Consider the following 26,133-nt stretch of genomic DNA (forward strand, 5'->3'; position numbering starts at 1 on the left):
AATCAAAAAGCGAGTCAGCGGATAGGTTCAGTATGAATGAGGTATATCGAAGTCGGATTATGTTTCGCATTATTGCCGGTTTAATTGTGAGCTTCGTGGTTTGGGCGACGTTTTTCAAAATTGATATCGCCAGTCATTCTATCGGTGAAGTGGTTGTGGCGGGGCAGACTAAACTAGTACAGCATTTGGAAGGGGGGATTGTACGCAGTATTTTGGTTAATGAAGGCGCACGGGTGGCCGTTGGTGATCCTTTGATAGAGATGGAAAGTGTTGGCTCTGATGCCGAATTACATGAAATTCAGTCAGCGATTGGTGCGTTAGAGATTAAAATGATTCGCTTGAAGGCTCAGATTGATAATGCCGAGCGATTGGTGGTTCCTGCTGCGCTTCTTGCGGCGTATCCAGAACAGGCATCAGTGGCGGGTAAACTGTTCCAAGCCCAGAAAAGTCGCTTACAGGGAGGGGTTGAATCCCATGAACAGCGGCTGATTCAGAAACAATCCGAAAGCAAAGAACTGCTCGCGCGTAAAAAGTACCTCAAACGAAAGTTGGGTATCCTCCGGCAGCAGATAGCAATCAACGACAAGTTGCGTGCGGATGGTATTGTTAACGAATACGACAACCTAAACCTGCTCAAAGAGGAGCAGTCTGTACTCGGATCGCTCAGTGAATTAGTTGCGTCCATTACCCGTTCTCAGGCGGCTGAAAGTGAAGCCCGTATCGGGTTAAGTACATTGTCGTTTGCGGATGATGAGAAGATGCAAGCGGAGATGGAAACCGCACGTAAACAGTTGAATGAATTTCAAAGTCGAATCGGTAAGTATCAAGATAACCAGCAGCGTACGATTGTACGTTCACCTATAGATGGAACAGTACTGACCCTGCATGTGGTAACTCAAGGGGGAGTGGTGGCACCGGGTGGTGCAATTTTAAGCTTAGTACCTGGTGACGATGCCTTATTGATTGAAGCACGTCTGCCTGTAGGGGATGTAGGCCTGATAAAAACCGGGCAAGTTGCCCGTATTCAGTTGATGTCAGCAACGGCACGTGGCTTTCAAGCAGTTAATGGCAGAGTGGTACAGATCAGTCCGGACTCGATCGTTGAGCGGGGTGAAGAGCCCTATTATCAAGTTAAAATTTCACCTGATGAGTCCTATTTTAAACTAGAGAAAAGTATATACCCTCTAGTGCCTGGAGTGATGGTTTCAGTGGCGGTATATACAGGTAACCGCAGTGTATTGGCGTATTTTCTTGAGCCATTCACTCAAGGGATGTCAAATGCCTTTAGTGAGCCATAAAATTCGATAGTGACTATTTTATTGCTCGAGCTAAAAAATTGAAAAGATACGTATGTAGATAGTTTTTTACTGCGAAAGCATTGCGCTGTAGTCGTAGTATATTTGCTGGTTATTGATTATTAAACCCTTAGCGAAAAATCTAAAGCTGCATGTGATACGTGCGACAGAGAAGCTGAAAGTGCTTCAGGCTGAAGCTGCTAAAATCCCACTGCCAGATGAATAAAGCCCGCAATAGCGAGCTTTTTTTTGGCAGGTTATTCAGTAGCTTGGTTGAGCTCCTGCTCTGCCAGGTTTAGATCCAGTGTTGCCTTGAGTAGCTTATAGAGACGAATTGCAGCGTCGATCTCCTCTTTGCGATTGGTCAGACTCTCAATATTCAACCCCAATGGAATTCCCAGGCCGCCACAAGCTTCGAGGATCTGATCCAGTGTATTACGACAGATCCGCACCGACTCACCTAGTGGATTATGAGCATCTAGTATGCGGTGTCGGGTTGCCTGAGGCACTGAAATGCCAAGCCACTCCATAAACTCAAGCGTTTTTGCGCTACCGCAAGGCGTAAAGGTAAGGATAATTCGCTTAGGTTCTAAACCTCGCTCTTTGCACTCCCGGGCATAGGAGCTTAGCAAGTCGATAGTTGCCTGTGGGTTATATACCGCCTGTGAAATAAAGAATTCACACCCTTGTGCGCTTTTTTCCAGCAGGCGCAGGTGTTCATTGCCTTTACTGGCGTGACGCTCTGCAATAGTAACGCCGCCCATGTTAAAGTTGAGGCTGTGCTCACGCATCGCTTCATACGCTTGGGGCAGAGTCAGTTTGATATTGCCATCGGATGAGGGGCTGCCTACTAGCACCAGATCGCGGACGCCGTGAGGGCTCCAAGCTTTGTCTAGCCAGTCGTTGAAGTCGTCTCTATTGCGCTGGGAAACGCTTTTGTAGGTAATGACGGGGCGGCCAGACTTTTCACGCAAAATAGCTGAATAGTCACGAGGATCGTGGGTGTTCATAAAAGGGAAAGGGCGAGGCTTATCGATTCGACTGCTCTCATCCTGGATGTCATAGACGATTACGCCGTCATAATCGATCTGTTCAAGACGCTCTAATAGTTTGTTACCAATGTTAGATAGCTGTTCCATAGAAACAGAAGATTTTGGTGGTGTAGTACCAATAAAATAGACGCCGCGCTTTGGGTCGGCGAATTTCTGTTTCAGCTTTGAATCACTCATTTTGGTATCCGTAACCTAGAAGGTCTATATCGCGTCTGATGTATGACGGCTAATGTTGTTCTTTAATAGCTAACTATTCTAACAATGAATCCCTTTCATGTGTTTAAGTTATATGCTGAAATTTTTTGTAGTTAGTATGAGCCGATTTAATGTCAGCTGAAATACAATATAGATAAGAATGTAAAGTACGAGTAAGGAGTCTCCGTGAGCGATAAAAAACTGGATCTTAAATCAATCCAACAACAGCTGGGAAATGATCAGACAGAAGAGCGCAGGATTCCCCCAGTACACCTTTGGAAGTCTGACTTCTCCGGTGATCTGGATATACAGATTACCCGCGATGGTCGCTGGATCCATGAAGGTGGGGAGATAAAAAGGCCGGCGATGGTAACCTTGTTTTCTTCTATTTTGTGGCGCGAAGGCGATAGCTATTTTTTAGTGACCCCGGTTGAAAAGGTGGGGATACAGGTTGAGGATGTTCCTTTCTTCTTTACTGGGTTAGATGTTCGACAAGGGGATAATGGGCAGGAATTGGTTTTTACCTCCTCTACAGAAGATACCGTTGTTGCTTCAGAAGAGCTGCCGCTACGAATAGAAACTGATCCAGAGAGTGGTGAGCCTTCGCCCTATCTGATGGTGCGCTATGGTATGGAAGGGCGTCTGAGTCGAAACGTCTTTTATCAACTGGCAGAATTAGCAGAAGAGCGAAGCGGTGAGTTTTGGATTCAAAGTAGTGGGGAGTGGTTCAAACTAGGTTAGTGACTAGATCGCTTTAAAAGCCGTAGCTTGAACGTATAAGAGCCGTTGTTCGTAGCTCGAACGTCTCAAAGGGCGTGACTTTTTTAAGAGCCGTAGCTCGTAGTTCGACCGTCACAAAGAACGTGACTAACTCGTTGCTCGATAAAAGCCTTCTATATGAGCTACGGAAAGCTTTTTGAGTAAGGCGGTTGTTGTGTTGGTTGTGCAGGGCTGATAATTCTGGACAACGAACAACGAACAACGAACAACGAACAACGAACAACGAACAACGAACAACGAACAACGAACAACGAACAACGAACAACGAACAACGAACAACGAACAACGAGCAATGGCTCTTAATTATAAAGCTGCAACGATGGTTCTTGGAGGGCGAACAGCTGTTCTCTTAATTCAAGAATATGGTCGCTCCAATACCGTACGGTGTTAAACCATGGGAAGTTGTGAGGGAAGGCGGGGTCTTCCCAGCGTCGTGCAACCCAGGCCGCATAGTTCATGATTCGAAGTGTGCGCAATGTTTCTGTTAGCCTGAGCTGGGCTGGATTAAAATCACAAAACTCGCTGTAGCCTTCTATGATTTCCAGTAGTTGGGCCTGCTGGCTCTCTCTTTCTCCAGAGAGTAGCATCCAGATATCCTGAATCGCCGGTGCCATACGGGCATCATCAAAATCGACAAAGTGAGGCGCGTCATCCCGCCAGAGCATGTTGCCTATATGGCAGTCCCCATGGACCCTGATTCGGTTGAGCGGTTCACAAACTTCCCAGTGTTGTTCCATTAGTCTGAGCAGATCGGCAGTGAGTGTATCGTAAGAAGTTTTCAATTCAGCGGGGATAAATTGCTCGCTGATCAGCTTGGCGCTTTCATGACCATAGTTGGTAATGCTGATGACGGGGCGATGAAGGAAAGGGCGACTGGCGCCTATCTGGTGAATGCGGCCTAACATACGTCCCAGCGTGAAGAGGTTATCCATATTATCTAACTCTGGCGCGTGTCCTCCCTTGCGGGGGAACAGAGCAAACATAAACTCGCCATAAGTGAACAAGCTCTCGCCCTCCAGTATCAGTGGTGCAACAACCGGTAATTCTTGTTCTAAGAGTTCAAAACAAAACTCATGCTCTTCAATGATTTGCTCTTTGCTCCAGCGAGCCGGGCGATAGAACTTGGCAATCAGCGGTTCGCTCTCTTCGATACCTACCTGATAGACGCGGTTTTCATAGCTATTCAGACCAAAGACCCGTCCGTCACAGAGGTATCCCAGGCTTTCAATGGCATCCTGAATAAAGCTGGGGGTTAGGTTTTCGAACGGGTGGGCAATGCTCATCAGGTTACCAGTTTTTGAAAGGGTGGCTAAGCAGGTTGGAATTGAAATAGCGTGGATCACTTGTGACCTCTTCGGTAATCCATTCTGGCAGATCTAATTGTTCATCTTCAGCATCCAGTTCGACTTCGGCAACCACCAGACCCTGGTTGTCTCCCGAGAAGATATCCAGTTCCCATAGGTGTTTTTGATGGGTGATCAGATAACGGATTTTGTCGACTACCGGTCCTTTGCATAGTTCTTTAAGCATCTGTTGGGCATCAGTTGTAGGGATTTCGTATTCGAACTCTGTACGAACCGCACCACGGTTTTCTCCTTTCAGCGTGAGAAACGCTTTTTCACCCATGATACGAACTCTAACCGCAGTTTTGTCCGCCGTGGGGATGTAACCCTGGCAGATGGTAAGCCCCTGCTCCGGTAGTTGGAGCTTATCCAGGTCTACCAGAAACTTGCGCTCGATTTCCTGTGCCATATTTCGGTTCCTCAATAAAAAAAGGCACTCACAAAGTGCCTTTCAAGATAACTAAGACAAACCATTAAAGATAACTTTAAGAGTAGCCATTGGTGTTGGAATACAAGGCGCAGATTGATTTATGAAGCGCAGTGCACTGTTGTACATGAGCAATCAGAAATTAATCTGCAACGCAGTAATCCGATACCAAGGGCGCTCTTACATGATCCGCATGCCGGGTTGTGCCCCCGCATGGGGTTCCAAAATCCACAGATCTTTACCGCCTGGGCCTGCTGCCAGGACCATTCCTTCTGACATACCGAACTTCATCTTTCGGGGAGCCAGGTTTGCCACCATAACAGTTAACTTACCTTCCAGATCTTCAGGGTTATAGGCTGATTTAATACCGGCGAACACATTACAGGTATCGTCACCCAGATCCAGCGTCAATTGCAGTAGCTTATCAGCCCCTTTGACATGTTCCGCTTTGGCGATGCGGGCAACCCGCAGGTCAACTTTGGCAAAATCATCAAAGGTTATCTCTTCGGCTACCGGGTTCTTCTCCAATTCCGTTTTATGAGCGACTGGTGCAGCAGGCGTAGCAGCGGCGATCGCTTCCAGCGTTGCCTTGCTGTCTTCAATCATTGCATTTACTTTGTCTTCATCAACACGTTGCATCAGAGGTTTGAACTTGTTGATCTTGTGATCAAGCAGTGGTTGCTGAATGGCATCCCAGGCGAAACCTTCAATGTTCAGGAAGGTAGCGGTTTCTTCAGCGACTTGCGGGAGTACCGGAGCGAGATAGGAAATAATGACCCGGAATAGGTTGATGCCCATGGTGCAGCAATCTTGTACTTCCTGCTCTTTTCCTTCCTGCTTGGCGAGTACCCAAGGCTCAGCTGCATCAATATATTGATTTGCCTTATCTGCAAGATGCATGATTTCACGCATCGCTTTACCGTATTCACGGGCTTCATAGGCGGCAGCGATAGGTTCAGCTAGCGCGACAGCTTCGTCGTATAGTGCTTGCTCAACCAATTGGCCACTCAGCTGGCCGTCAAACTTCTTCTTAATGAAGCCAGCACAGCGGGAAGCGATGTTGACAACTTTGTTCACCAGATCGGCGTTTACCCGCATGCGGAAATCATCCATGCTCAGGTCGATGTCATCGATGCCAGAGCCGAGTTTTGCTGCAAAGTAGTAACGCAGGTATTCCGGACGCAGGTGCTTCAGATAAGTTTCTGCCATGATAAAGGTACCACGGGACTTGGACATCTTCTGGCCATTGACGGTTAGGAAACCGTGGCAGAATACACCGTTAGGCTTGCGGAAACCGGCTCCTTCGAGCATCGCAGGCCAGAACAGGGTATGGAAATACGCAATATCCTTACCAATGAAATGATACAGCTCGGTATCGGATGATTCGTTCCAGTACTCATCAAAGTCGACTGCATTTTTATCGCACCAGTTTTTGAAACTGGCGATATAGCCAATAGGTGCGTCCAGCCATACGTAGAAGTATTTGCCCGGAGCGTCAGGGATTTCAAAGCCCCAGTAAGGTGCGTCACGGGAGATATCCCAGTTTTGCAGGCCGGATTCAAACCATTCGTTCAGCTTATGAACCATCTGTTCCTGAACATGGTTATCGACCCAATGTCGCAGGAACTGTTCGAAGTTACCCAGCTTAAAGAAGTAGTGCTCAGATTCTTTCTCAATAGGCTTGGCGCCGGATACCGCCGAGTAAGCATTTTTTAGCTCAACGGGGCTATAGGTTGCACCACAAGATTCACAGGAATCGCCATATTGGTCTTGGGCGCCGCACTTTGGACAGTCGCCTTTAACGAATCGATCCGGAAGGAACATCTCTTTTTCAGGGTCGTAGGCCTGAGTGATGGTCTTTTTGGAAATGTGTCCAGCGTCGCGCAAGCGGGTATAGATCAGTGATGCGAAATGTTTGTTCTCTTCTGAGTGGGTAGAGTAGTAATTATCAAAACCCACCATAAATCCTGCGAAGTCACGCTGATGCTCCTGGCTGACCTGTTCGATCAGAGCCTGGGGAGAAGTACCCATCTGATCCGCCTTAAGCATGATCGGGGTTCCATGTGCGTCGTCAGCACAGACATAGGTACAGTGGTTGCCACGCTGGTTCTGGAAACGAACCCAGATATCAGTCTGAATATATTCAACCAGATGGCCCAGGTGTATCGGACCGTTGGCATAAGGCAGAGCGCTGGTTACAAGAATCTTACGTTGTTTGTCAGTCATGATTCAGAGCAGGTCTAGGTTACAGAGATAAGCGCGCAATTTTACTCTTAAATGCATGGAAATACAGTACACCTCAAGGATCTTTTTGAGGCTTATTTATAATGGTGCGAGATTGAATAATCTACCTATACTGAGTAGAGGTTATTGGTAAGCACTTGAAACTAGCCTATATACTTAGATGGAACGTTGGAAATAACGACTGCATAACTCGTCTTTTGAGAAACTAAGTCTTGAGTGAGAAAAGAATAATAAAGTAACCCGTAAAATGCGTTGTACGGTTTAGATGGAGCTATTTCAGGCAGCAATGGAGAGGTGATGTTCGAATATATTCTTAAGGAAGACCGTATTGCCGTTCTTTGGCTCGGTGAGCCGCTGGCTGATCTGGATAATGTGCCGGCTGAAATAAAGCCTAAATTGACGATTAAACAGGCGAAAAGGCCAGAGCAAGCGCTGCAGATGATGGGGGAGCAGGAGTTCAACGTAATCGTTGTGCATCTGAGTCCTGATTATTTCGCAATGCGATTCCGTTGTCTGCGTGATGTTGTTGCTCAACATCCCGGAGTGATCCGGATTATGTTGAATGATGGGCTGCAGTCATACCAGATCGCCAAGGCGTCTGAGCTATGCCATCGATCTCTGCAGTTCTCCTCAGGTATCACAGAGCTTTTTCAAGAGGTTGGCCAAAGTTTACGATTGCTGCATTCAATTAATAAACCAGCTGTCAGGGAATATGTTGGTGCGGTACAACGACTACCTTCTCTGCCTCATGTCTATTCGGAGTTGAATGAGTCTCTAGCTTCTGATGTAACTGGCGCCTCAGAGATTGCCGCCATCATCGAAAAAGACCCGGCGATGAGTGCTAAAATTTTACAGCTGGTTAACTCCGCATTTTTTGCTCTGAGTAGTCGAGTATTCAAGATTAAAGATGCCGTTGTTATTTTGGGTATCAGACAGATCCGGGATCTTTTTCTGGTGTCGCGCTTATTTGATCACTTTCCGCAGGATGAAAAGTGGGTGGGCTTTTCCTTTGAACACCTTTTTGATCGCTGTTTGGTTGTCGGGCGCTTTGCCAGAGCAATCTGTCGCGACTATAAGGTCAGTCCGGAGATTGCGGATAAAGCCTTTTTGGCGGCTTTGTTACAAGATATCGGGATGCTCGTCATTGCTACCCGGGAAGCTGAGCATTACACCAAAGTTATGCAGGAATCATCTCAGCTTGAACACCCTCTATATGCTATTGAAAAGCTTAGGCTGGGCGTCAATCATATGGAAGTTGGTGCCTATATGCTGGGTCTTTGGAATCTACCGCCTGAAGTGGTTGAGGCGGTGCTGTATCACTCTAACCCCAATGCAACTGCCGGTGAAAAGTTTACCCCGCTGACGGCTGTTCATCTGGCAGATGCCATATTGCCAGATGTGGTTAATGTAAATGAGTGTCGAATTTGCAGTTCCATCAGTCATACTTATATCAATCGTCTGGGATTACAAAATAAGCTAGGCCGCTGGCAGCAGATGTCTGAAGAATATGCCTCACAGCTCTACTCGGGTGTGGCCAAAGGTTTTTAAGGGCTATTGGAGTCGGAGGTGTTGGCTGTTAGAATGCGCCCCCGGTTTTCTTTCTTCAGATTCGAGGTTTAAATGGCGCTGCCTGTTGTTGATCCATCCCAGTATGATATTCAGCTAAATGATAAGAAAACGAATATCGAACAGCAGTTCGCTGAGTTTAATCTCCCCCCGATAGAACTGTTTGAATCGGAACGAACCGCCTATCGTTTGCGCGCTGAGTTTCGTGTCTGGCATGAAGGTGACGATCTCTACTATGTGATGTTTAAACCGGGTGACAAGCATCAGCACACGCGATTGGAGACCTGTCCTATGGTCTCAGAGCCGATCCAACAGGTGATGTTTAGGTTGCTGGATTATCTCCGTCCTAATGAGCTGTTGCGTCGTCGTCTGTTTCAGGTTGATTTTCTGAGTACCCTCAGTGGTGAGCTGATTATCAGCCTGCTCTACCATAAGCCCCTGGACGAGGACTGGACTGAAGAAGCCAAAAAACTGAAACAACACTTTGGTATTCACTTTATTGGGCGCAGCCGTAAAACAAAGATTGTATTAGATCAGGATTTTGCTGTTGAAAAGATGTCAGTCGCTGGCCGTGAACTTATCTACAAGCAGGTAGAGAACAGTTTTACGCAACCCAATGGCGGTGTCTGTGTGCAGATGCTGGAATGGGCGCAGGACGTTACTGAAAATGCTGGTGGAGATCTGGTGGAGCTCTATTGTGGCAATGGTAATTTCACTATGGCTTTGGCGCAAAACTTTGAGCGAGTGATCGCCACAGAGATTGCTAAGGTCTCAGTTTATGCTGCCCAATACAATATAGAAGCCAATCAGGTAGATAATGTAAAAATCCTGCGGATGTCTAGTGAGGAGTTTTCTCAGGCGCTGCAGGGTGTCAGGGAGTTCCGTCGTCTGAAGCAGAGCGAAGTCGACCTGAGTAGTTACAACTTCAGCACCGTGCTGGTGGATCCGCCTCGCAGTGGTCTGGATGATGAAACGGTTAAGCAGGTCGCTGAATATGACAATATTGTCTATGTCTCATGTAATCCTGATACTTTACAGGATAACCTTAAACAACTGACGCAGACTCACTCTTTGCAGCGTTTTGCGATCTTTGATCAGTTCCCTTATACCCATCATTTGGAATGTGGCGTTTATCTGACACGCAAATAGCCTGGGTGCGTTGGACGCTGGCTTAAGGGTGTTTTTGTACTAAAGGTATCGATATATGATACCCGAAAGGCTTGGGTAGCGAACTGATTTGAATAAATTGATACTTCTCCCATCATCTAAGTAGGAGGCAGTATCATGCTCAATATGATTATTCAGGGGATGGTTGTAATGCAGCCGGTAAACTCAGTCGTCATTTCGTTCTATCAGGGAGAGTAAGGATGTCAGCACTTCTTCGTATCAGTGGTTTTCTGGCGTTTATCTCCATCGCCTTTATTAATGCCTTTGTTGATCTTGGCCACAAGATCATTATTCAAAACACCCTTTTTAAAGCCTACGACGGCGACCTGCAGATTCTTCTGACTGCGGTTGTGAACGGCTTGATCCTGCTGCCTTTTATTATGCTGTTCACTCCGGCCGGGTTCCTGGCGGATAAATACCCGAAGAACCGGGTGATGAAGTTTTCTGCCTGGGCTGCGGTTGCTGCAACTGGACTTATAACACTCAGTTATTTTCAGGGCTGGTTTATAGTAGCTTTCGCGCTGACGTTTGTACTGGCCCTGCAAAGTGCATTTTATTCGCCGGCCAAGTATGGCTATATCCGTGAGCTGGTGGGCGAAGATAACATCACCGAGGGCAACGGGTGGGTTCAGGCCGTGACTATGGTGGCTATCCTGTCGGGTATTGCAGTGTTTTCTTTGCTGTTTGAGATCCGAGTGGAGGGCGCCTTTCAACTGACACCCGAACAGAGTCTGCAGCAAATTGCACCGCTGGGTTGGTTGCTGATTGCCGGATCCTTAATTGAGTTAGTTTTGGCCTACCGGTTGCCGAAAACCCGTGAAACGAATCATGAGGTTATTTACGATTGGAAAGCCTATCGAACCGGTAAAACCTTGGTTCAGAATCTGTCATCTATCTACCATACCCGCACTATCTGGCTGTCAATCATCGGTGTGTCTCTGTTTTGGTCAGTGAGCCAGGTGATGCTTGCAGTATTTCCAGCGGTGGCAGAAGCCCACTACGGCGTTCATAACACTTTTGTTATTCAGGGCACTATGGCGTTAGCGGGTGTCGGCATCATGATAGGCTCCGTGCTGGCCGGTCGCTGGTCATCCCACTATATCAATATAGGTTTGATTCCACTGGGCGCTGTGGGTGTGGCTTTAGGGTTAATTCTGCTTCCTCAGGTCTCATCGGTGTTTTATCAAGGTGGTGTGTTTTTCCTGATTGGTCTTAGCGGAGCACTGCTGAACGTGCCGTTGCAGGCGATGATTCAATTTAATGCGGGGAGCAATCAAACCGGTAAGGTGCTGGCGGGCAGCAATTTTATCCAGAATATCGCGATGCTTAGCTTTCTGTTAATCACTGTGTTGTTTGCCTGGGCAGGTATAGACGGGCTATGGCTACTATGGATGTTGGCAGGGTTGGGTATTGTCGGGGCGATCTTTGCGATACGTACACTGCCTCAGGCATTGGTTAGAGTGTTGGTAGCAGCGCTGATGAAGCGAAAGTACAACCTACAGGTGTTGGGTTTCGAAAACTTGCCCCGCAGCGGTCAGGGAGTTCTATTACTGGGTAATCATATCAGCTGGCTTGACTGGGCGATGATTCAGATGGCTTGTCCACGACACATCCATTTTGTGATGGAGCGGTCTATCTACGAACGCTGGTATCTGAAATGGTTTATGTCGATGTATCGGGTAATACCTATCTCTGCAGGTAAAAGCCGTGAAGCGTTACAGCAAGTGGGTGATTTGATTAGCGCAGGTCATGTTGTCTGTCTGTTTCCCGAAGGTGCGATTAGTCATACAGGTCAGATTGGTGAGTTTAAAAAAGGTTTTGAGCGGGCCTGCGAAAAGGCTGAAGGCGTCATTGTGCCGTTCTATCTGCGTGGATTGTGGGGGAGTCACTTTTCACGCTCGACCGATAAGATGAAAGCTATTCGCGGTGGGGGGCTTAAGCGGGATGTGATCGTTGCTTATGGTCAGCCGATGCCGATAAACAGCAGTGCCAGTGAAGTTAAAAAGAAGGTCGCTGAACTGTCTATCCATACCTGGGAGCGTTATACCGCATCACTTCAGACATTGCCGCAGAGTTTTATCAGCACAGCAAAGAGTGCGATGTCTGATATGGCAATTGCTGATGTTCAGGGAGAGCCGCTGAGTTATCGCCGTCTATTAACCGCTGTTGTGCTCTTTAGTCGTCGTTTGAAAAAGACACCTGGTCAGCGATTGGGCTTGTTGCTACCGACCTCTACGGCCGGAGCTATTGCAAACCTGGCAGGCCTGTTTGCGGGCCGGACACTGGTTAATTTGAATTTCACAGCCAGTGAATCATCTCAGCTGGCTGCTCTGGAACAGGCAGAGGTTGAGACAATTCTTACCGCGCATAAGTTTGTTACCAAGCTGAAAGCTCGTGGTATTGATCCTGAGCCTTTATTTAAAGGTCGGCAGGTAATCTATATGGAGGATGTGAAGGCGAAACTGGGTAAAGCTGAAGCGCTCTCTACGATGATGCTGATAAGCCTGTTGCCTGGTTTTTTCTTGCAATGGTGGCTTGGAGCCGGAAGCAAACTTGAAGATACGGCGGCAATTTTGTTCTCCTCCGGGAGTGAAGGAGCGCCTAAAGGAGTGATGCTGAGTCATCGTAATATTCAAGCTAACCTCAGACAGATTGCCGATGTACTTAACGTGCGTGAAGATGACTGTATTATGGCGACGCTGCCACTGTTTCATGCATTTGGTCTGACGGTAACCTGTTTCATGCCGTTGATTGAAGGTTTGCCTGTTGTATGCCATCCGGACCCTACAGACGCGCTGAATATTGGCAAGGGTGTTGCGAAATATCGAGCCACGATGATCTGTGCTACCTCCACCTTTCTGCGTCTTTATACGCGTAGCAGAAAGCTTCATCCATTAATGTTTGAATCGTTAAGGGTTGTTGTTGCGGGTGCGGAGCGATTGGATCCTGTTGTTCAGGGAGCCTTCGAGAGTCGTTTCAGAGTGCCTGTTGTTGAAGGGTATGGCTCTACAGAAACGACGCCTGTGGCAAGTGTTAATCTACCTGACTACCTGTCTGTAGATGGCTGGTTTTTACAGGAGGGAACCCGAAAGGGAACTGTGGGGTTATCATTGCCAGGATCAACGTTTCGCATTGTTGATCCTGACAGCCTGGAAGAGTTACCCACAGGGCAGGACGGGCTGATTCTGATAGGTGGTACTCAGATAATGCAGGGTTACCTGAATAATGCGGAGAAAACCGCTTCCGTGATTGTCGAGATGGATGGCCTGCGCTGGTATAAGAGTGGTGATAAAGGGCATCTGGATGAAGACGGGTTTCTGACTATCATTGATCGCTATTCCCGTTTTGCAAAGCTTGGGGGGGAGATGGTGAGTCTGGGAGCTGTTGAGCTGGAGATTCGGCAATACCTTCAGGGCGAAGAGGCCGGTCTGGTAGCGATTAATCTACCGGATGAGAAAAAGGGTGAGAAGGTTGTGTTACTTGTTGATGCGGATATTGACCCGGAAAGTTTCCGTAGCTATCTAATGGCCCAGGGAATAGCTCCCTTGATGCTGCCAACACAGGTGTTTCGGGTTGACACTATTCCACTACTAGGTAGCGGTAAAACAAACTACCCAGAGGCGCGTTCGATTGCAGAGCGCTTAACCGGGAAAAGCTAAAGGGTGTGGATTTGCCTGTTTTTGCAGAAAATGTTCTCGAGTTTAGTTCGGCTAAGAAATAGTGCAAATAAGTTTCGGGTTTTTAGTAGTAAAATTGATCTGTGTCAGGTTTTTTAGGTCTCTCAGGCGCATAATTTGAATTAAGAATTCACTTAACTCAAATTATCTCACCCACTAGGAGAGGCCTATGACCCTGAAGCAAGCCGATACACAATTACCATCTGAAGCGCCGGAAAATACAGCTAAAACGCCTTCAGCATTGCTCGATCAGGGCATGGATCAAGATTTCGAAAACAGCGACTATCCGTACGACGATAAAATTTCCCGTAAAGAATATGAGCGTACTAAAAAGCTACTTCAGATTGAGCTGCTGAAGATGCAAAATTGGGTACGGGAAAGTGGAGAAAAGATCGTTATTCTTTGTGAAGGTCGCGATGCTGCCGGTAAAGGGGGCACGATCAAGCGGATGATGGAACATCTTAATCCTCGGGGAGCCAGAGTTGTCGCACTGGAAAAACCTTCAGAGCAGGAAAAGGGTCAGTGGTACTTTCAACGTTATATTAATCATCTGCCTACGGCAGGTGAAATCGTCCTTTTTGACCGTTCATGGTACAACCGTGCCGGTGTTGAAAAGGTTATGGGTTTTTGTTCCCCTTCTGAATATCTCGAGTTTATGCGTCAGACCCCTGAATTGGAGCGGATGTTAGCCCGTAGTGGTATTCGTCTGTGTAAATTTTGGTTCTCAGTAAGTCGCGATGAACAGTTTCGTCGTTTCCAGGCGCGCCGTGTTGATCCATTGAAGCAATGGAAACTATCGCCGATCGATCTGGCGTCATTGGATAAATGGGACGCTTACACAGAAGCTAAAGAGTCAATGTTCTTCTACACAAATACTGCAGATGCGCCATGGACTGTTATTAAATCAAATGATAAAAAGCGGGCGCGACTAAATGCTATGCGTTTCCTGCTCAATCAGGTGCCGTACCCGAATAAAAACCCAGATCTTGATCTAGTGCCAGATCCACTGATTCTAGGTGCTGCTGGTGATCAGGGCACTAGTCAAAAGTTAATCGTTAATTCCTGATATATCGTTGAGGAAATAAAGTAATGACAGTTAAACAAAACGCACATGCTGTGAACGTGGTTAATACTTTTAAGGCGAAGTTGCCAGCTGAAACCGTAGAGGTGATAGGTGAAAATCATTTCGATGAGCTCTCCTTGCTAATTGAATCTGCAATTAGTGCTGCTGTCTTTGATGAGATGGAAAAGGCGGCGAATAAGGTTGATCAATTGGCCCATGATATTCGTCACTTTGCTGAGTTTTTTGATAGGGGTTAAGTGTTAGCCCTGCATGACAGAAAACCGCCTTCGGGCGGTTTTTTTGTGTGTGGCTAAAGAATGTTTTTTGCGAATACTGGTTCTATAGAATCATTTACCTTTCGGTGTTGCTTTATTTGTTTCATGCTTTTACATCTGGAACTTTTCACAAAGTAATAGAATTTTCTATATAAATGATATGTTATATTGTAACATTTGATTTTCTATTACTGCTGGAGAGAGGGTTGATGAGGTTTTTAAGTGGAATGCTGTTGTTGCTAACAGCTCAAATTGTCACTGCGGAAGGCTTTGAACGTCAGCTGGAAAGTCATGTGCATGGTAAGGCGAGTATGAATGTTGTTTTGGAAGGAAAGGAGCTAGGTATTGAGCTTAAAACCCCTGCTGCTAACATCCTTGGCTTTGAATATGCGGCTGAAACAGATCAACAGAAACAGGCTTTGGTGGCAGCGGTTTCTAAACTAAAGACACCAGAAGACTTTATTCTTTTATCTGAAGAAGCTGTTTGCCAGTTAGTTTTGGTAGATGTGGACTCTTCACTGCTGGGTACAGATAGTCATAGCTCTGAGAGTGGTCATGAGCATGAGCATGAGCATGAGCATGAGCATGGAGATGAGCATGAAGGAACAAGTCATAGCGATTTTGAATTGTCCTACCAGTTCCATTGTCAGAACCCGAAAGCTCTACGTGGCTTCTCTCTAGAGCTGTTTCAGACTTATCCACTGATGAAACATTTGGTAGTACAGTCTATAAGCCCGGCAGGTCAGAACTATCAAGAGTTGAATGCTGATAATCGCTGGGTAAATTTATAGCGCTTTAGTGAGTGGGAAAGATGACACCTCCAATAATTGAATTAGAGAAGGTCAGGTTTGGTTGGCAAAATGATCGCCCTGTTATCGATATTCCTTCATTGAGAATTAACCTTGGTGAACGGGTTTTTTTAAAAGGTCCTTCTGGTAGCGGCAAAAGCTCATTGCTGAACCTTATAGGCGGCATTCAAACGCCGCAAGAGGGCAGAATCTGTGTATTAGGGAATGTTATTAATCACTATGGCAGTGGCTGGCGTGACCGTTTTAGGTCTGATCATATTGGTTATATCTTTCAGCAGTTTAATTTATTGCCTTATCTCTCAGTGATAGAAAACGTGATGCTACCCTGCCGGTTTTCCAAATTACGAAGGGTTCGGGCGATCGAAAGGTACGGGGGACTGGAAGATGCGGCTAAGCAGCTGTTGAATCACTTGGGCTTAGTAGATGATTATTTGCTGACAAGTGAAGTAACGAAGCTCAGTATTGGCCAGCAACAGCGGGTTGCGGCAGCCAGGGCGCTAATTGGTAGTCCCGAATTGGTGATTGCAGACGAGCCGACTTCTGCTCTGGATACAGACGCTCGAAATGCTTTTCTGAATCTCCTGATTAGTGAGTGCGATCAATCAGATAGTACGCTGATTTTTGTCAGCCATGATCATACGCTGGAACAGTATTTCAGTCGGGTTGTTTCTTTAAACGACATTAATTCTGCAGAGATATTCATATGAATACCGTTCTGATGTTGGCGTTTCGAAGTCTGTATAACAGACGTACGACTGCGCTTATGACAATGATCTCAATCGCCGTGAGTGTGGCTCTTTTGTTGGGCGTAGAGAAAATAAGAACGGAGGCTAAGGGTAGTTTTAGTAGCACTATTGCTGGTACTGATCTGATTGTAGGTGCTCGCTCTGGATCGTTGCAATTGCTGCTATATTCAGTCTTTCGAATCGGCAACGCGACGAATAATATTAGTTGGAAAAGCTATCAGAATATAGCTGCGCAGAAGAACGTCGACTGGACGATCCCAATGTCACTGGGGGATTCCCACCATGGTTATCGGGTGCTAGGCACCACCGGGGACTATTTTAAGCATTATCACTACGGCCGTAATCACCCATTGGTTTTCCGTGATGGAAATAAATTTGAAGCTTTGCATGATGTGGTGCTCGGCGCAGAAGTTGCGGATAAGCTAGGTTATCAACTAGGCCAGAAAGTTATCATTAGTCATGGCACTGGAAATACCAGTTTCAGTAAACATCAAGATCAGCCGTTTACTGTGGTAGGAGTTCTTAAGCCAACAGGAACGCTGCTTGACCGTACCCTGCATGTTAGTCTGTCAGCGATTGAGGCCATCCATATCGATTGGAAGTCTGGCGTATTTATTCCAGGGTCAGGCGGCAATCAGGCACTTTCTGAACGTGAGTTGGAACCCAGAGAAATTACAGCAGTTTTGGTCGGACTGAAGTCAAAAATGGCAACTTTTCAGCTACAACGCAGTATCAATAACTATCGACAAGAAGCGCTGCAGGCTATTTTACCTGGAGTTGCATTACAGGAGTTGTGGGGAGTGATCGGTATTGTAGAAAATATTCTATTGATTATCTCTGGCTTTGTGGTGGCAACCGGTCTATTTGGCATGTTAACGGTGTTGTTAACCAGTTTAAATGAGCGGCGTCGGGAGATGGCAATTTTGAGATCAATCGGTGTTCGACCCTGGCAGGTCTTTCTGTTGTTAGTGATTGAAACAGGTGGTTTGACCCTATGTGGAATTATTCTGGGAATGGTTTTACTTTATGGCGGGCTGGGCGCCTTTCTACCTTTGCTGGAGAGCCATTTTGGTCTTTTTCTGGAGTTGGGCGCGCCTGGTGGCTACGAGCTGAAACTACTTGCTATTGTTTTGATTTCAGGATTTTTTTGCGGTTTGGTGCCGGGCTACAGAGCATACCGTTATAGTGTTTATGATGGGATGACGGTGCGTTTGTAATCTTTATATAAAGGGTGTTATGAAAAATTTATTGTCTCTTGTTTTGATTCTGATAGTGACAGGCTTTATCCCTGTTTATGGTGAAACTGTAAATGGAGAAACAGTTGAAGAGATCGACTGGGATATTCTGATGCCTGCGGATTATTATCCGGAAACGATATTTGATACCAGCCAGTTTAGTTCACTGGATGATTATGATCCCATGGCTGAAATAAAACTTGAAGCTATGATGGAGGCCTTAAGCTCGGCACCTGTAGTGCAAGAGATGGATGGAAGGATGATCCGTATCCCGGGTTTTGTGGTGCCATTGGTGGAAGAGGGCTTGAAGGTCACAGAGTTTTTCTTAGTACCTTATTTTGGCGCCTGTATTCATGTTCCACCACCTCCCTCTAATCAAATGCTGTATGTAACCTTTGAGCCCGGTACCAACGTGGAAAATCTTTATGATGCCATTTGGATTACTGGCAAACTCAGTGTAGATAGAGTGTCAAATGACTTAGGAGCTGCGGGGTATAAAGTTGAGGCGTTTAAGATTGAGCCTTATGAGAAGTAAGTGACTGATATTCCAATTTGTTGTGATTTGAATTCTGTTTAAGATAGCGAAGCGGTTAGGTTTTGTGCATAATACCCTACTAGAATGGTTGGTTATTGTTTTTATTCGTTATACTGCATAAATGAGCTACAGGCTAAGGTGTTATTCAGATGCAAAATATTAAGAACATTGTTGCGGTCGCATCCGGTAAAGGGGGTGTGGGTAAATCTACTACGACGGTCAATCTAGCACTGGCTATGGCTGCTGAAGGTTACCGCGTCGGGGTTCTGGATGCTGATATTTATGGTCCGAGTATGGGGGCGATGTTGGGTGTTGCTCAGGCAACCAGGCCTGAACCCTATGGTGAGAATGGCATGATGCCGGTTATCGCCCATGGTCTGGAGGTGATGTCGATCGCCTTTCTGATTGATGATACTCAGCCGATGGTCTGGCGTGGGCCTATGGCCAGCGGAGCGCTGCAGCAGTTGATCACGCAGACTCATTGGAGTGATTTGGACTATCTGTTTGTTGATATGCCGCCGGGTACCGGTGATATACAGCTGACGATTTCACAGAAGGTGCCGGTAAGTGGTGCAGTGATTGTTACGACGCCTCAGGATATTGCTTTGTTGGATGCCCGCAAAGGGATTGAAATGTTCCGTAAGGTCGATATTCCGGTGTTGGGTATTGTTGAAAATATGAGTGTGCATATTTGTAGCAATTGCGGCCATTCGGAAGCTATTTTTGGTAGCGGTGGTGGTGAGGAGTTGTCCAAGACCTATGAAGCTCCTTTAGTGGGGCAGCTGCCGCTTAAGCTGGCGATTCGCGAAGCGGTAGACAGTGGTAAGCCAACGCTGGTGGCTGACCCTCAGGGTACGGAATCTGGGATTTATCGTTCAATAGCGCGACAGTTGGCTGAAACGCTGAAACAGGCTGGTGGAACAAAGTCTGCGATGCCGAATATTTCTATCAGCCAGGACTAGCAGGTTGAGGGTAAGTCAAATCTGTCTGTAGGTAGTGGTCATGCCAGGGCTAAAGAGCTTGTTCATGTCTTCCTTATTATCGTTACCTGAAGCCGCATTTTTTTTGTAAAAATGCGGCTTTTTATTGGCAAAAAAGATATTATGTGCGACCGCAAAAAACAACATTAAACTGGAACTGAAAAGATGGGTATCAAATCAGACAGCTGGATTCGCCGTACTTCAATTGAAAAGGGCATGATCGAACCGTTTGAGCCGGGTCAGGTGCGTCATCGAGGCGATGAGAAGCTGATTTCCTATGGTACATCCAGTTATGGTTATGATGTTCGTTGTGCCAATGAATTCAAGATCTTCACCAACATAAACTCCTCGATAGTTGATCCTAAAAATTTCGACGACGGGAGTTTTGTTGATGTTAAGTCCGATGTTTGTATCATCCCGCCAAATTCTTTTGCTTTAGCTCGTACTGTTGAGTATTTCCGTATTCCCCGTGACGTACTGACTATTTGCCTGGGTAAGAGTACCTATGCTCGCTGTGGCATAATCGTCAATGTGACGCCTCTTGAGCCAGAGTGGGAAGGGCATGTGACATTGGAATTTTCCAACACGACGCCGTTACCGGCGAAAATATATGCCAATGAAGGTGTTGCTCAGATGCTTTTCCTGGGAGCTGATGAAGTGTGTGAAACTTCCTATAAAGACCGTGATGGAAAATATCAGGGACAAACCGGAGTGGTTGTTCCTCGCACATGATAGAAGCTCGTAAAAAAATTCTCAGTTTCTGGCAGCAGGTAGAGCAAACAATCGATAAGTTGCTGACCAGCGAGTCAGAAAACCAGTTCGATGATGAATCTCTGTTACTCGAATACAGCAAAAGCCTGAGGAGTATCGATACCAACCTGACTTTTCATTTCGAACGGGATGAGGGTGAGGGTGGTGTTGAGATGATATTTGGTTGTGACGGTTATCCTGAGTCTATTAGTTCAGTTTTGAGTCTGGTAGGTGCTGCCCCAGATATTGGTGGTATCAGCTTCGTTGCTTTTAATCATCGCTATGATCCGGTGCCGGCAACGGTTAATTTCGGGGATGAGCAGTTTGAACTGGAAGAGTTTTGGTTTGGCTATCGCATTGAAGACGGTCGTTATCATCTTGATATCTATATGCACGACCTGCCAGACTCCCTGGATATGGAACCGCGTATCGAAGCGGTAATGATCTATCTGGATGCTTTAATCGGCGAATACGACCTTATGACCCGGGTGACCACCCTGGACTGGTATGCTCTGCCGGTAGACCCGATAGATTTTGTCTTGCAGCCCCTATCGGAGCTGAGAAACTGTTTTGATCAGCAACGACATCAAATTAGCCCGATCGGACTAACCTATCACTGAGAAGACTGTTTCAGTTATCAGACAGAATATAGATGCTACCCTCATCGTCATCTTCGCCTGTGTAGATGCACAAGAATATCTGACTAAACATGGCCTTTCCTCTTATTGTATGTCTTACCAGAGGTTTGGAATCTATGCCCGTTTTGAAGATTTCCGCCTCTATTTACTGCTTCGGCTGAGATTGTTCAAACATTAGTATAGGTTATCTATTAGTTAGGTATTGGCGGATTTCAGGGTAAATCAGCTAAAGTTATATGGAATGAGTTGCGCTTCAGCGTGGAGATAGTTATGAGTCAGATACTAACGACATTGATTGAACAGGTAAGAGCTGACTACCTGGCTCAGGTGGAACGAGACAACGGGCGTTTTCCTTATACGGCCGCTGAGAAAATCTGCAATGAACGACTTTACCTGAGCGCAGATAAATTGGCGCCCGTCGTTGCTGAAGATTCGACACTGTTAGCTGCTCGCGGGGGTGATCTTATTGCTTCAGATAAAGAGCGGGAAAACCCAAGTGTTGGCATGATTATCAGTGCCAACATTGCGGCGGCAATGATGGAAGGGTTGATTGATGTGGCTTTGGAGCGTAACTGGTTGACCTTGGATAATGAAGGTCGGTTGGTGCTTGAGGCTGAAGAGCTGGCACTTCCTGAGCCCAGCGCGACTGAAGTGGATTATAGTGATTCAGAGACAGCTCGTGAGCATCTTACTGCACGGGGGATCAGTCATCTGACACGACTTCTGAATGGGGCTGAGTCAGCCTATCTTGAGCTGCTTTCAGTGGAGCAGCCGAACGCCTATGCTTTAGCGCTTCAGGTTGCTGCTGAGCACACGCTATTTGCGCCGGATGACATTGCACCACTGGTGGCTGAAAATCCATTGCTGCTAGGTCTGCGGGCAGACGATATAGTTGATCAGGAACTGTTCGACGGTGACGCGCCTGCAGGAATGATTATTAGTGCTCATCTGACGCAGATGATCATATCGCAGTTGCTCGAATTGGCGGTAGAGCAGGGGTTGTTAGGTAGTGATAGTAGCGGCCATCCACTTCTGCCTGAAGATGCTTCTGCGCCAATAATTCACTAAGTTTCAATTGGCGTTGCTGATCGTGCGCGCCAACTTCTTTCTATTCCTCCTGCTGTGCCCGGTTTAGCTCCCCGATATCTAGCAGAGGGGCGGCGTCCAGATGTTGTGCGTTAAGCATGAATGCGATGCGCTCTAGACTGGATACAACCATCGATTGCTCCCAGTTCTGCATATCTTCAAAGTTCCGCACAAAAATATCCTGCTGCGATGTTGGGGCACCTTTCATCAGTATCATCCCTTTATCCGTCAGACTAACCCATACTTTGCGTTTGTCGTCTTTACCTCGCTCACGCAAAACCAACTCTTTTTTCTCCAGACGGTCAAGAATGCTGGTGACTGTCGCTTGAGTCAGAACCATCTCTTTCGCCAGTTCTCCGGTAGTTAGTTGAGTGTGTTCGCGTAGTGTCTTCATCACCATCAGCTGCGGCGGAGTGACGCCGGTACTCCGGCTGATCTCCTTATCCTGCATGTCGGTAGAACGGATAATCTGGCGTAGCAATACCAGAGCCTGCTGGCTGTTTTCCATGGTTAATCCTGTCTGAAGTTTGATTCGTTATTCTACGGATATCTAACTGATTTTTCTATGAAATTAGGATCTAATTAGTTTATTGGTTCGTGTTACAAACTAATAACCCCAGCTTTATTGTCTATATTTCTTATAAATGAGTCATTTATCTCTATTTTCTATGTGTTATAGTGGCAAATTGAATAGTAAAGCTAAATAAATGTAATTCTAAATATTTGAGGGTCAATGGATATCGCAAGCGTAACATTACGCAAACCTGGTGCCGAAGATGGTTACCCCGTTAACAAGCTTATTAGTGAAACTCCCGAGTTAGACAGCAACTCCTGCTATTGCAATTTGTTACAGTGCAGCCACTTTTCAGACACGTCTATTGTTGCCGAATACGATGGTGATGTTGTTGGTTTTATCAGTGGATATCATAAGCCTCAATCAACATCTACGTTGTTTATATGGCAAGTAGCTATCGCTTCAAAAGCTCGTGGGCAGGGGCTTGCAAGCAAAATGCTTCATGTCTTGATCGAACGAAAAGATAATGTTCTGGTTTCCCATATAGAGACCACTATCACAGCTGAAAACAGCGCCTCATGGGCACTCTTTAACCGTTTGGCTAAAGATCGTGACACCACTCTCGAACGCTCCCTGATATTTAATCGAGCAGATCATTTCAATGATAAGCACGATTCAGAATTTCTGGCTCGCATCGGTCCTTTGCTTCGCTAAATCCTTCGAAGTGCAATACAAAATAATTTTTGAAAAATTACTAAGAGTATCGCTATGAAAATTTTTGAGCAGATTGAATCAGAAGTTCAGTCCTATGCCCGTTCGTTTCCACGTATTTTTAATAAGGCGCAGGCCGAATGCCTCTATGACGAAGACGGTACCCGCTATCTTGATTTTCTGGCTGGTGCTGGAACGCTGAACTATGGGCACAACAATCCGCTGTTTAAAGAAAAGCTGTTGGAATATATCCATAGCGATGGAATTACGCACGGATTGGATCTGCATACCAAAGCTAAGGGTGAGTTTCTTGAAGCGTTCAATGAAAAAATTCTTAAGCCTCGGGATCTTGATTATGTGATGCAGTTTACTGGCCCTACCGGCACAAATGCGGTTGAGGCTGCTTTTAAGCTGGCACGTAATATAACTGGCCGTGAAAATATCATCAGTTTCACGAATGGTTTCCATGGCGTCACCATGGGTGCACTGGCTGCTACTGGTAACTCTCATCACCGTGGTGCCGCCGGTGTTAGTCTGAGTGGGGTTAGCCGGATGCCTTATGACGGTTATCTGGGGGATGATATCGATACCACGGTTTATCTGGATAAAGTATTGACGGATTCCAGTAGTGGCATTGATAAGCCTGCGGCTGTGATTGTTGAAACGGTTCAGGGTGAGGGTGGTATTAACGTTGCGAGTATTGAATGGCTGAAAAGCCTTGATATGGTATGCAAAAAACATGACGTCCTTCTGATTGTTGATGATATCCAGGCTGGATGTGGTCGAACCGGCACCTATTTCAGTTTTGAAGAGTCCGGTATTAAACCCGACATCGTCACTTTATCGAAATCACTTGGCGGATATGGACTGCCCTTTGCCGTTGTTCTATTTCGACCGGAGCTGGACCAGTGGAAGCCGGGTGAGCATAACGGTACTTTTCGTGGTAACAATTTTGCCTTTGTGACGGCTAAAGCTGCGATTGATTACTACTGGTCTGATGATAAATTTTCCCAAGAAGTTCTGCGTAAAGGACGTTACATAAAAGAGCGTCTGGACAAGTTCGTTGAAGAGTACGGCGATGGCAACTTCTCCGCCCGTGGTCGCGGTATGTTCCAGGGTATTAACTGTGTTAGTGGTGAGCTGGCAGACAAGATTACCACCCGAGCTTTCCAGAATGGATTGATGATAGAAACCAGCGGTGCAGATGATCAGGTAGTAAAGCTGCTTTGTCCTCTGATTATCAGTATGGAAAACCTCGCTGCAGGCATCGATATTCTCGAGAATGCTATTCGCGAAGTTTGTGCCAAGGAAGACAGTATTCCGGTACAGAAAAAGTACTTTGATCCGGTTAGTCTGGCCAGCTAAATATGCCGCAGAAGGGCCTGATACATATCTGGCGAGGAGAGCGGGTGTTGCTTCCCCAGAGGCTACAGGGCGGGAATTATCGGCTCTATTGTGTGAGTGGTTCCGGGTTTGTCAGGGTGATGTCCCGCTCGCGGCCCTATCGATTGAAAGCTGATCAGAGCTTATTGATCCAGTTAAAGAGGTGGTCACGGTATCCTGTAGTGAGGATATGATCATCACTCTTCAGCAAGAGTCTGACGCTTAATTTTTAAATTCAAGATGAGGAAACATAATGATCGTACGTGATTTAGCAACCGCAGAGCAGAGTGATCGTCGTATTGTATCGCCCGATGGCAACTGGGAGAGCACTCGTATGCTGTTAAATGATGACAACATGGGTTTCTCATTTCATATCACCACCATTTATAAAAATGCTGATTTTGGAATGCATTATCAGAATCATCTGGAGTCTGTGTACTGTATATCTGGAGAAGGTGAGGTCGAAACTTTAGCAGATGGTGAGAAATACCCGATAAAACCAGGAACGCTTTATATTCTGGATAAGAACGACAAACATATTTTACGGGCGTTTGAAGAGATGAAGATGGCCTGTGTATTCAATCCTCCTTTGAATGGTAAAGAGGTTCATAACGCTGAAGGGGCTTATGAACTTGCCGCTGAAACTGTATCGGCGTGATGATGAGTCTGAGAGGAATGTTTATGCCAGGTCAGCAGCAGTGCGATGACGTATACCCTTCTCGACAGGGTGTAAATGGGTTTTCTGAACGGCTGGATCCAACCGTTTATGCTCCAATAAGCCGGGTAGCTCCGCTTTCTCAGCAGCAGATCGATGATTATGCTGAGAATGGTTTTATGGTACTCGAAGATCTGTTTTCAGATGTTGAAGTGAAGATGTTTCAGCAGGAGTTGGAGCGGTTACGCCACGATGAAAAAATCAAACAGTCGGGTGAAACGATTACCGAGCCTGGCAGTGGAGAGCTTCGCTCGGTGTTCCGGGTTCATGAAAATAGCGCTATGTTTAAGAAACTGGTTGCTGACTCACGGTTAGCTGAGGTTGCACGTTACGTGCTCAATGATGATGTGTATATCCATCAGTCTCGCCTGAACTATAAACCGGCCTTTCGGGGGAAGGAGTTTTACTGGCATTCTGATTTTGAAACCTGGCATGTGGAGGATGGCATGCCACGGATGCGAGCACTGAGTATGTCTGTCACACTGACAGAGAACTTTGAGTACAACGGCCCGCTAATGTTGGTGCCAGGATCACACCGCCAGTTCGCTGCTTGTGCAGGAGAAACGCCTGAGGAGCATTTTAAAGCCTCACTAAAAAAACAGGAATACGGTGTGCCGTCCGATGAGCAGCTAAAAAAGATGGTAGATTCCGGTGGTATTGTGACAGCCAGTTGTAAACCGGGAAGTGTGATTGTCTTTGATTGCAATGTTATGCACGGTTCAAACAGCAACATTACCCCTGAGCCCCGAGCAAATCTGTTCTTTGTTTATAATGCACTGAGTAACCGGGTAGTTGAGCCTTTTTGTAGCCAGCCTCCGCGTCCGGAGTATATCTGTAGTCGGGAGCGTATTGTTCCAGTTGTTGGCTAATCCGTAAGTCACGTTGAGTGCTTGTATTTTAAAAATCGGTTTTGGTACAACAGCCTGATCATCTGAAAATTTTGAGAG

Annotated in this window: 24 protein-coding genes; 19 read left to right on the forward strand and 5 right to left on the reverse strand. The window is 46.4% G+C overall.

Features of this window, described 5'->3' with window-relative positions; genetic code table 11:
* Nucleotides 1–32 precede the first annotated feature (32 nt).
* Nucleotides 33–1,298: an HlyD family type I secretion periplasmic adaptor subunit gene (locus QZZ54_RS13005; RefSeq protein WP_290703120.1), complete on the forward strand. Its 1,266-nt coding sequence runs from the start codon at nucleotides 33–35 to the stop codon at nucleotides 1,296–1,298.
* Between the two features lie 254 nt (nucleotides 1,299–1,552).
* Here QZZ54_RS13005 and QZZ54_RS13010 read toward each other — a convergent pair whose 3' ends face one another.
* Nucleotides 1,553–2,524 (reverse strand): hypothetical protein, encoded by a 972-nt coding sequence (locus tag QZZ54_RS13010; protein WP_290703121.1) that lies wholly within the window; start codon nucleotides 2,522–2,524, stop codon nucleotides 1,553–1,555.
* 204 nt (nucleotides 2,525–2,728) lie between these two features.
* On the opposite strand from QZZ54_RS13010, the gene QZZ54_RS13015 reads away from it, so the two are divergent.
* Nucleotides 2,729–3,283: a DUF1285 domain-containing protein gene (locus tag QZZ54_RS13015; RefSeq protein ID WP_290703122.1), complete on the forward strand. Its 555-nt coding sequence runs from the start codon at nucleotides 2,729–2,731 to the stop codon at nucleotides 3,281–3,283.
* Nucleotides 3,284–3,621: 338 nt separating this feature from the next.
* Here the strand turns inward: QZZ54_RS13015 and QZZ54_RS13020 are convergent, their stop codons facing one another.
* The 3 genes from QZZ54_RS13020 to metG all read right to left on the reverse strand — a co-directional run bounded on the left by QZZ54_RS13020 (nucleotide 3,622) and on the right by metG (nucleotide 7,318).
* A complete protein-coding gene (locus QZZ54_RS13020) occupies nucleotides 3,622–4,605 on the reverse strand; it encodes a serine/threonine protein kinase (RefSeq protein ID WP_290703123.1) in 984 nt (327 codons plus the stop codon).
* Between the two features lie 4 nt (nucleotides 4,606–4,609).
* Nucleotides 4,610–5,074 (reverse strand): CYTH domain-containing protein, encoded by a 465-nt coding sequence (locus tag QZZ54_RS13025; RefSeq protein ID WP_290703124.1) that lies wholly within the window; start codon nucleotides 5,072–5,074, stop codon nucleotides 4,610–4,612.
* Nucleotides 5,075–5,272: 198 nt separating this feature from the next.
* The gene (gene metG / locus QZZ54_RS13030; RefSeq protein ID WP_290703125.1) at nucleotides 5,273–7,318 is read right to left on the reverse strand and encodes a methionine--tRNA ligase; all 2,046 of its coding nucleotides are present in this window, start codon (nucleotides 7,316–7,318) and stop codon (nucleotides 5,273–5,275) included.
* A gap of 315 nt (nucleotides 7,319–7,633) precedes the next feature.
* Between metG and QZZ54_RS13035 the strand changes: the two genes are divergently transcribed.
* The 13 genes from QZZ54_RS13035 (at nucleotide 7,634) to QZZ54_RS13095 (ending at nucleotide 21,845) form a co-directional block, all read left to right on the forward strand.
* Nucleotides 7,634–8,884, forward strand: coding sequence for an HDOD domain-containing protein (locus QZZ54_RS13035; protein WP_290703126.1), 1,251 nt, complete (start codon nucleotides 7,634–7,636; stop codon nucleotides 8,882–8,884).
* 72 nt (nucleotides 8,885–8,956) lie between these two features.
* Nucleotides 8,957–10,051, forward strand: a complete 1,095-nt coding sequence (gene trmA / locus QZZ54_RS13040) for a tRNA (uridine(54)-C5)-methyltransferase TrmA (protein ID WP_290703127.1) — start codon at nucleotides 8,957–8,959, stop codon at nucleotides 10,049–10,051.
* Between the two features lie 218 nt (nucleotides 10,052–10,269).
* The gene (locus tag QZZ54_RS13045; RefSeq protein WP_290703128.1) at nucleotides 10,270–13,728 is read left to right on the forward strand and encodes an acyl-[ACP]--phospholipid O-acyltransferase; all 3,459 of its coding nucleotides are present in this window, start codon (nucleotides 10,270–10,272) and stop codon (nucleotides 13,726–13,728) included.
* A gap of 187 nt (nucleotides 13,729–13,915) precedes the next feature.
* Entirely contained in the window at nucleotides 13,916–14,812 is an 897-nt protein-coding gene (gene ppk2 / locus QZZ54_RS13050; RefSeq protein WP_290703129.1) for a polyphosphate kinase 2, read from the forward strand.
* A 23-nt stretch (nucleotides 14,813–14,835) separates the two neighbouring features.
* Nucleotides 14,836–15,066 carry a phosphatase gene (locus QZZ54_RS13055; RefSeq protein WP_290703130.1) on the forward strand — a complete coding sequence of 77 codons (231 nt, stop codon included), beginning with the start codon at nucleotides 14,836–14,838 and terminating at the stop codon, nucleotides 15,064–15,066.
* 227 nt (nucleotides 15,067–15,293) lie between these two features.
* Nucleotides 15,294–15,875, forward strand: a complete 582-nt coding sequence (locus tag QZZ54_RS13060) for a DUF2796 domain-containing protein (protein ID WP_290703131.1) — start codon at nucleotides 15,294–15,296, stop codon at nucleotides 15,873–15,875.
* A 20-nt stretch (nucleotides 15,876–15,895) separates the two neighbouring features.
* On the forward strand, nucleotides 15,896–16,600 hold the full coding sequence (locus QZZ54_RS13065; protein ID WP_290703132.1) for an ABC transporter ATP-binding protein: 705 nt from the start codon (nucleotides 15,896–15,898) through the stop codon (nucleotides 16,598–16,600).
* A complete protein-coding gene (locus tag QZZ54_RS13070) occupies nucleotides 16,597–17,856 on the forward strand; it encodes an ABC transporter permease (RefSeq protein WP_290703133.1) in 1,260 nt (419 codons plus the stop codon). Before QZZ54_RS13065 ends, QZZ54_RS13070 begins: the two co-directional genes overlap by 4 nt.
* Before the next feature lie 19 nt (nucleotides 17,857–17,875).
* Entirely contained in the window at nucleotides 17,876–18,409 is a 534-nt protein-coding gene (locus QZZ54_RS13075; RefSeq protein ID WP_290703134.1) for a DUF3299 domain-containing protein, read from the forward strand.
* A 149-nt stretch (nucleotides 18,410–18,558) separates the two neighbouring features.
* On the forward strand, nucleotides 18,559–19,371 hold the full coding sequence (apbC, locus tag QZZ54_RS13080) for an iron-sulfur cluster carrier protein ApbC (protein WP_290703135.1): 813 nt from the start codon (nucleotides 18,559–18,561) through the stop codon (nucleotides 19,369–19,371).
* 183 nt (nucleotides 19,372–19,554) lie between these two features.
* Complete coding sequence (gene dcd / locus QZZ54_RS13085; RefSeq protein WP_290703136.1) at nucleotides 19,555–20,121, forward strand: dCTP deaminase; 567 nt, start codon at nucleotides 19,555–19,557, stop codon at nucleotides 20,119–20,121.
* Complete coding sequence (locus QZZ54_RS13090; RefSeq protein WP_290703137.1) at nucleotides 20,118–20,759, forward strand: hypothetical protein; 642 nt, start codon at nucleotides 20,118–20,120, stop codon at nucleotides 20,757–20,759. Before dcd ends, QZZ54_RS13090 begins: the two co-directional genes overlap by 4 nt.
* 288 nt (nucleotides 20,760–21,047) lie before the next feature.
* Nucleotides 21,048–21,845: a hypothetical protein gene (locus tag QZZ54_RS13095; protein WP_290703138.1), complete on the forward strand. Its 798-nt coding sequence runs from the start codon at nucleotides 21,048–21,050 to the stop codon at nucleotides 21,843–21,845.
* Between the two features lie 40 nt (nucleotides 21,846–21,885).
* Here the strand turns inward: QZZ54_RS13095 and QZZ54_RS13100 are convergent, their stop codons facing one another.
* On the reverse strand, nucleotides 21,886–22,371 hold the full coding sequence (locus tag QZZ54_RS13100) for a MarR family transcriptional regulator (RefSeq protein ID WP_290703139.1): 486 nt from the start codon (nucleotides 22,369–22,371) through the stop codon (nucleotides 21,886–21,888).
* Nucleotides 22,372–22,596: 225 nt separating this feature from the next.
* On the opposite strand from QZZ54_RS13100, the gene ectA reads away from it, so the two are divergent.
* The 4 genes from ectA (at nucleotide 22,597) to thpD (ending at nucleotide 26,055) form a co-directional block, all read left to right on the forward strand.
* Nucleotides 22,597–23,091: a diaminobutyrate acetyltransferase gene (ectA, locus tag QZZ54_RS13105; RefSeq protein ID WP_290703140.1), complete on the forward strand. Its 495-nt coding sequence runs from the start codon at nucleotides 22,597–22,599 to the stop codon at nucleotides 23,089–23,091.
* A gap of 54 nt (nucleotides 23,092–23,145) precedes the next feature.
* Nucleotides 23,146–24,453, forward strand: coding sequence for a diaminobutyrate--2-oxoglutarate transaminase (ectB, locus tag QZZ54_RS13110; RefSeq protein ID WP_290703141.1), 1,308 nt, complete (start codon nucleotides 23,146–23,148; stop codon nucleotides 24,451–24,453).
* Nucleotides 24,454–24,724: 271 nt separating this feature from the next.
* Nucleotides 24,725–25,129: an ectoine synthase gene (locus QZZ54_RS13115; RefSeq protein WP_290703142.1), complete on the forward strand. Its 405-nt coding sequence runs from the start codon at nucleotides 24,725–24,727 to the stop codon at nucleotides 25,127–25,129.
* A gap of 23 nt (nucleotides 25,130–25,152) precedes the next feature.
* A complete protein-coding gene (thpD, locus tag QZZ54_RS13120; RefSeq protein WP_290703143.1) occupies nucleotides 25,153–26,055 on the forward strand; it encodes an ectoine hydroxylase in 903 nt (300 codons plus the stop codon).
* Nucleotides 26,056–26,133: the final 78 nt, after the last annotated feature.

Source organism: Amphritea sp., from assembly GCF_016744155.1.
GTDB lineage: Bacteria > Pseudomonadota > Gammaproteobacteria > Pseudomonadales > Balneatricaceae > Amphritea.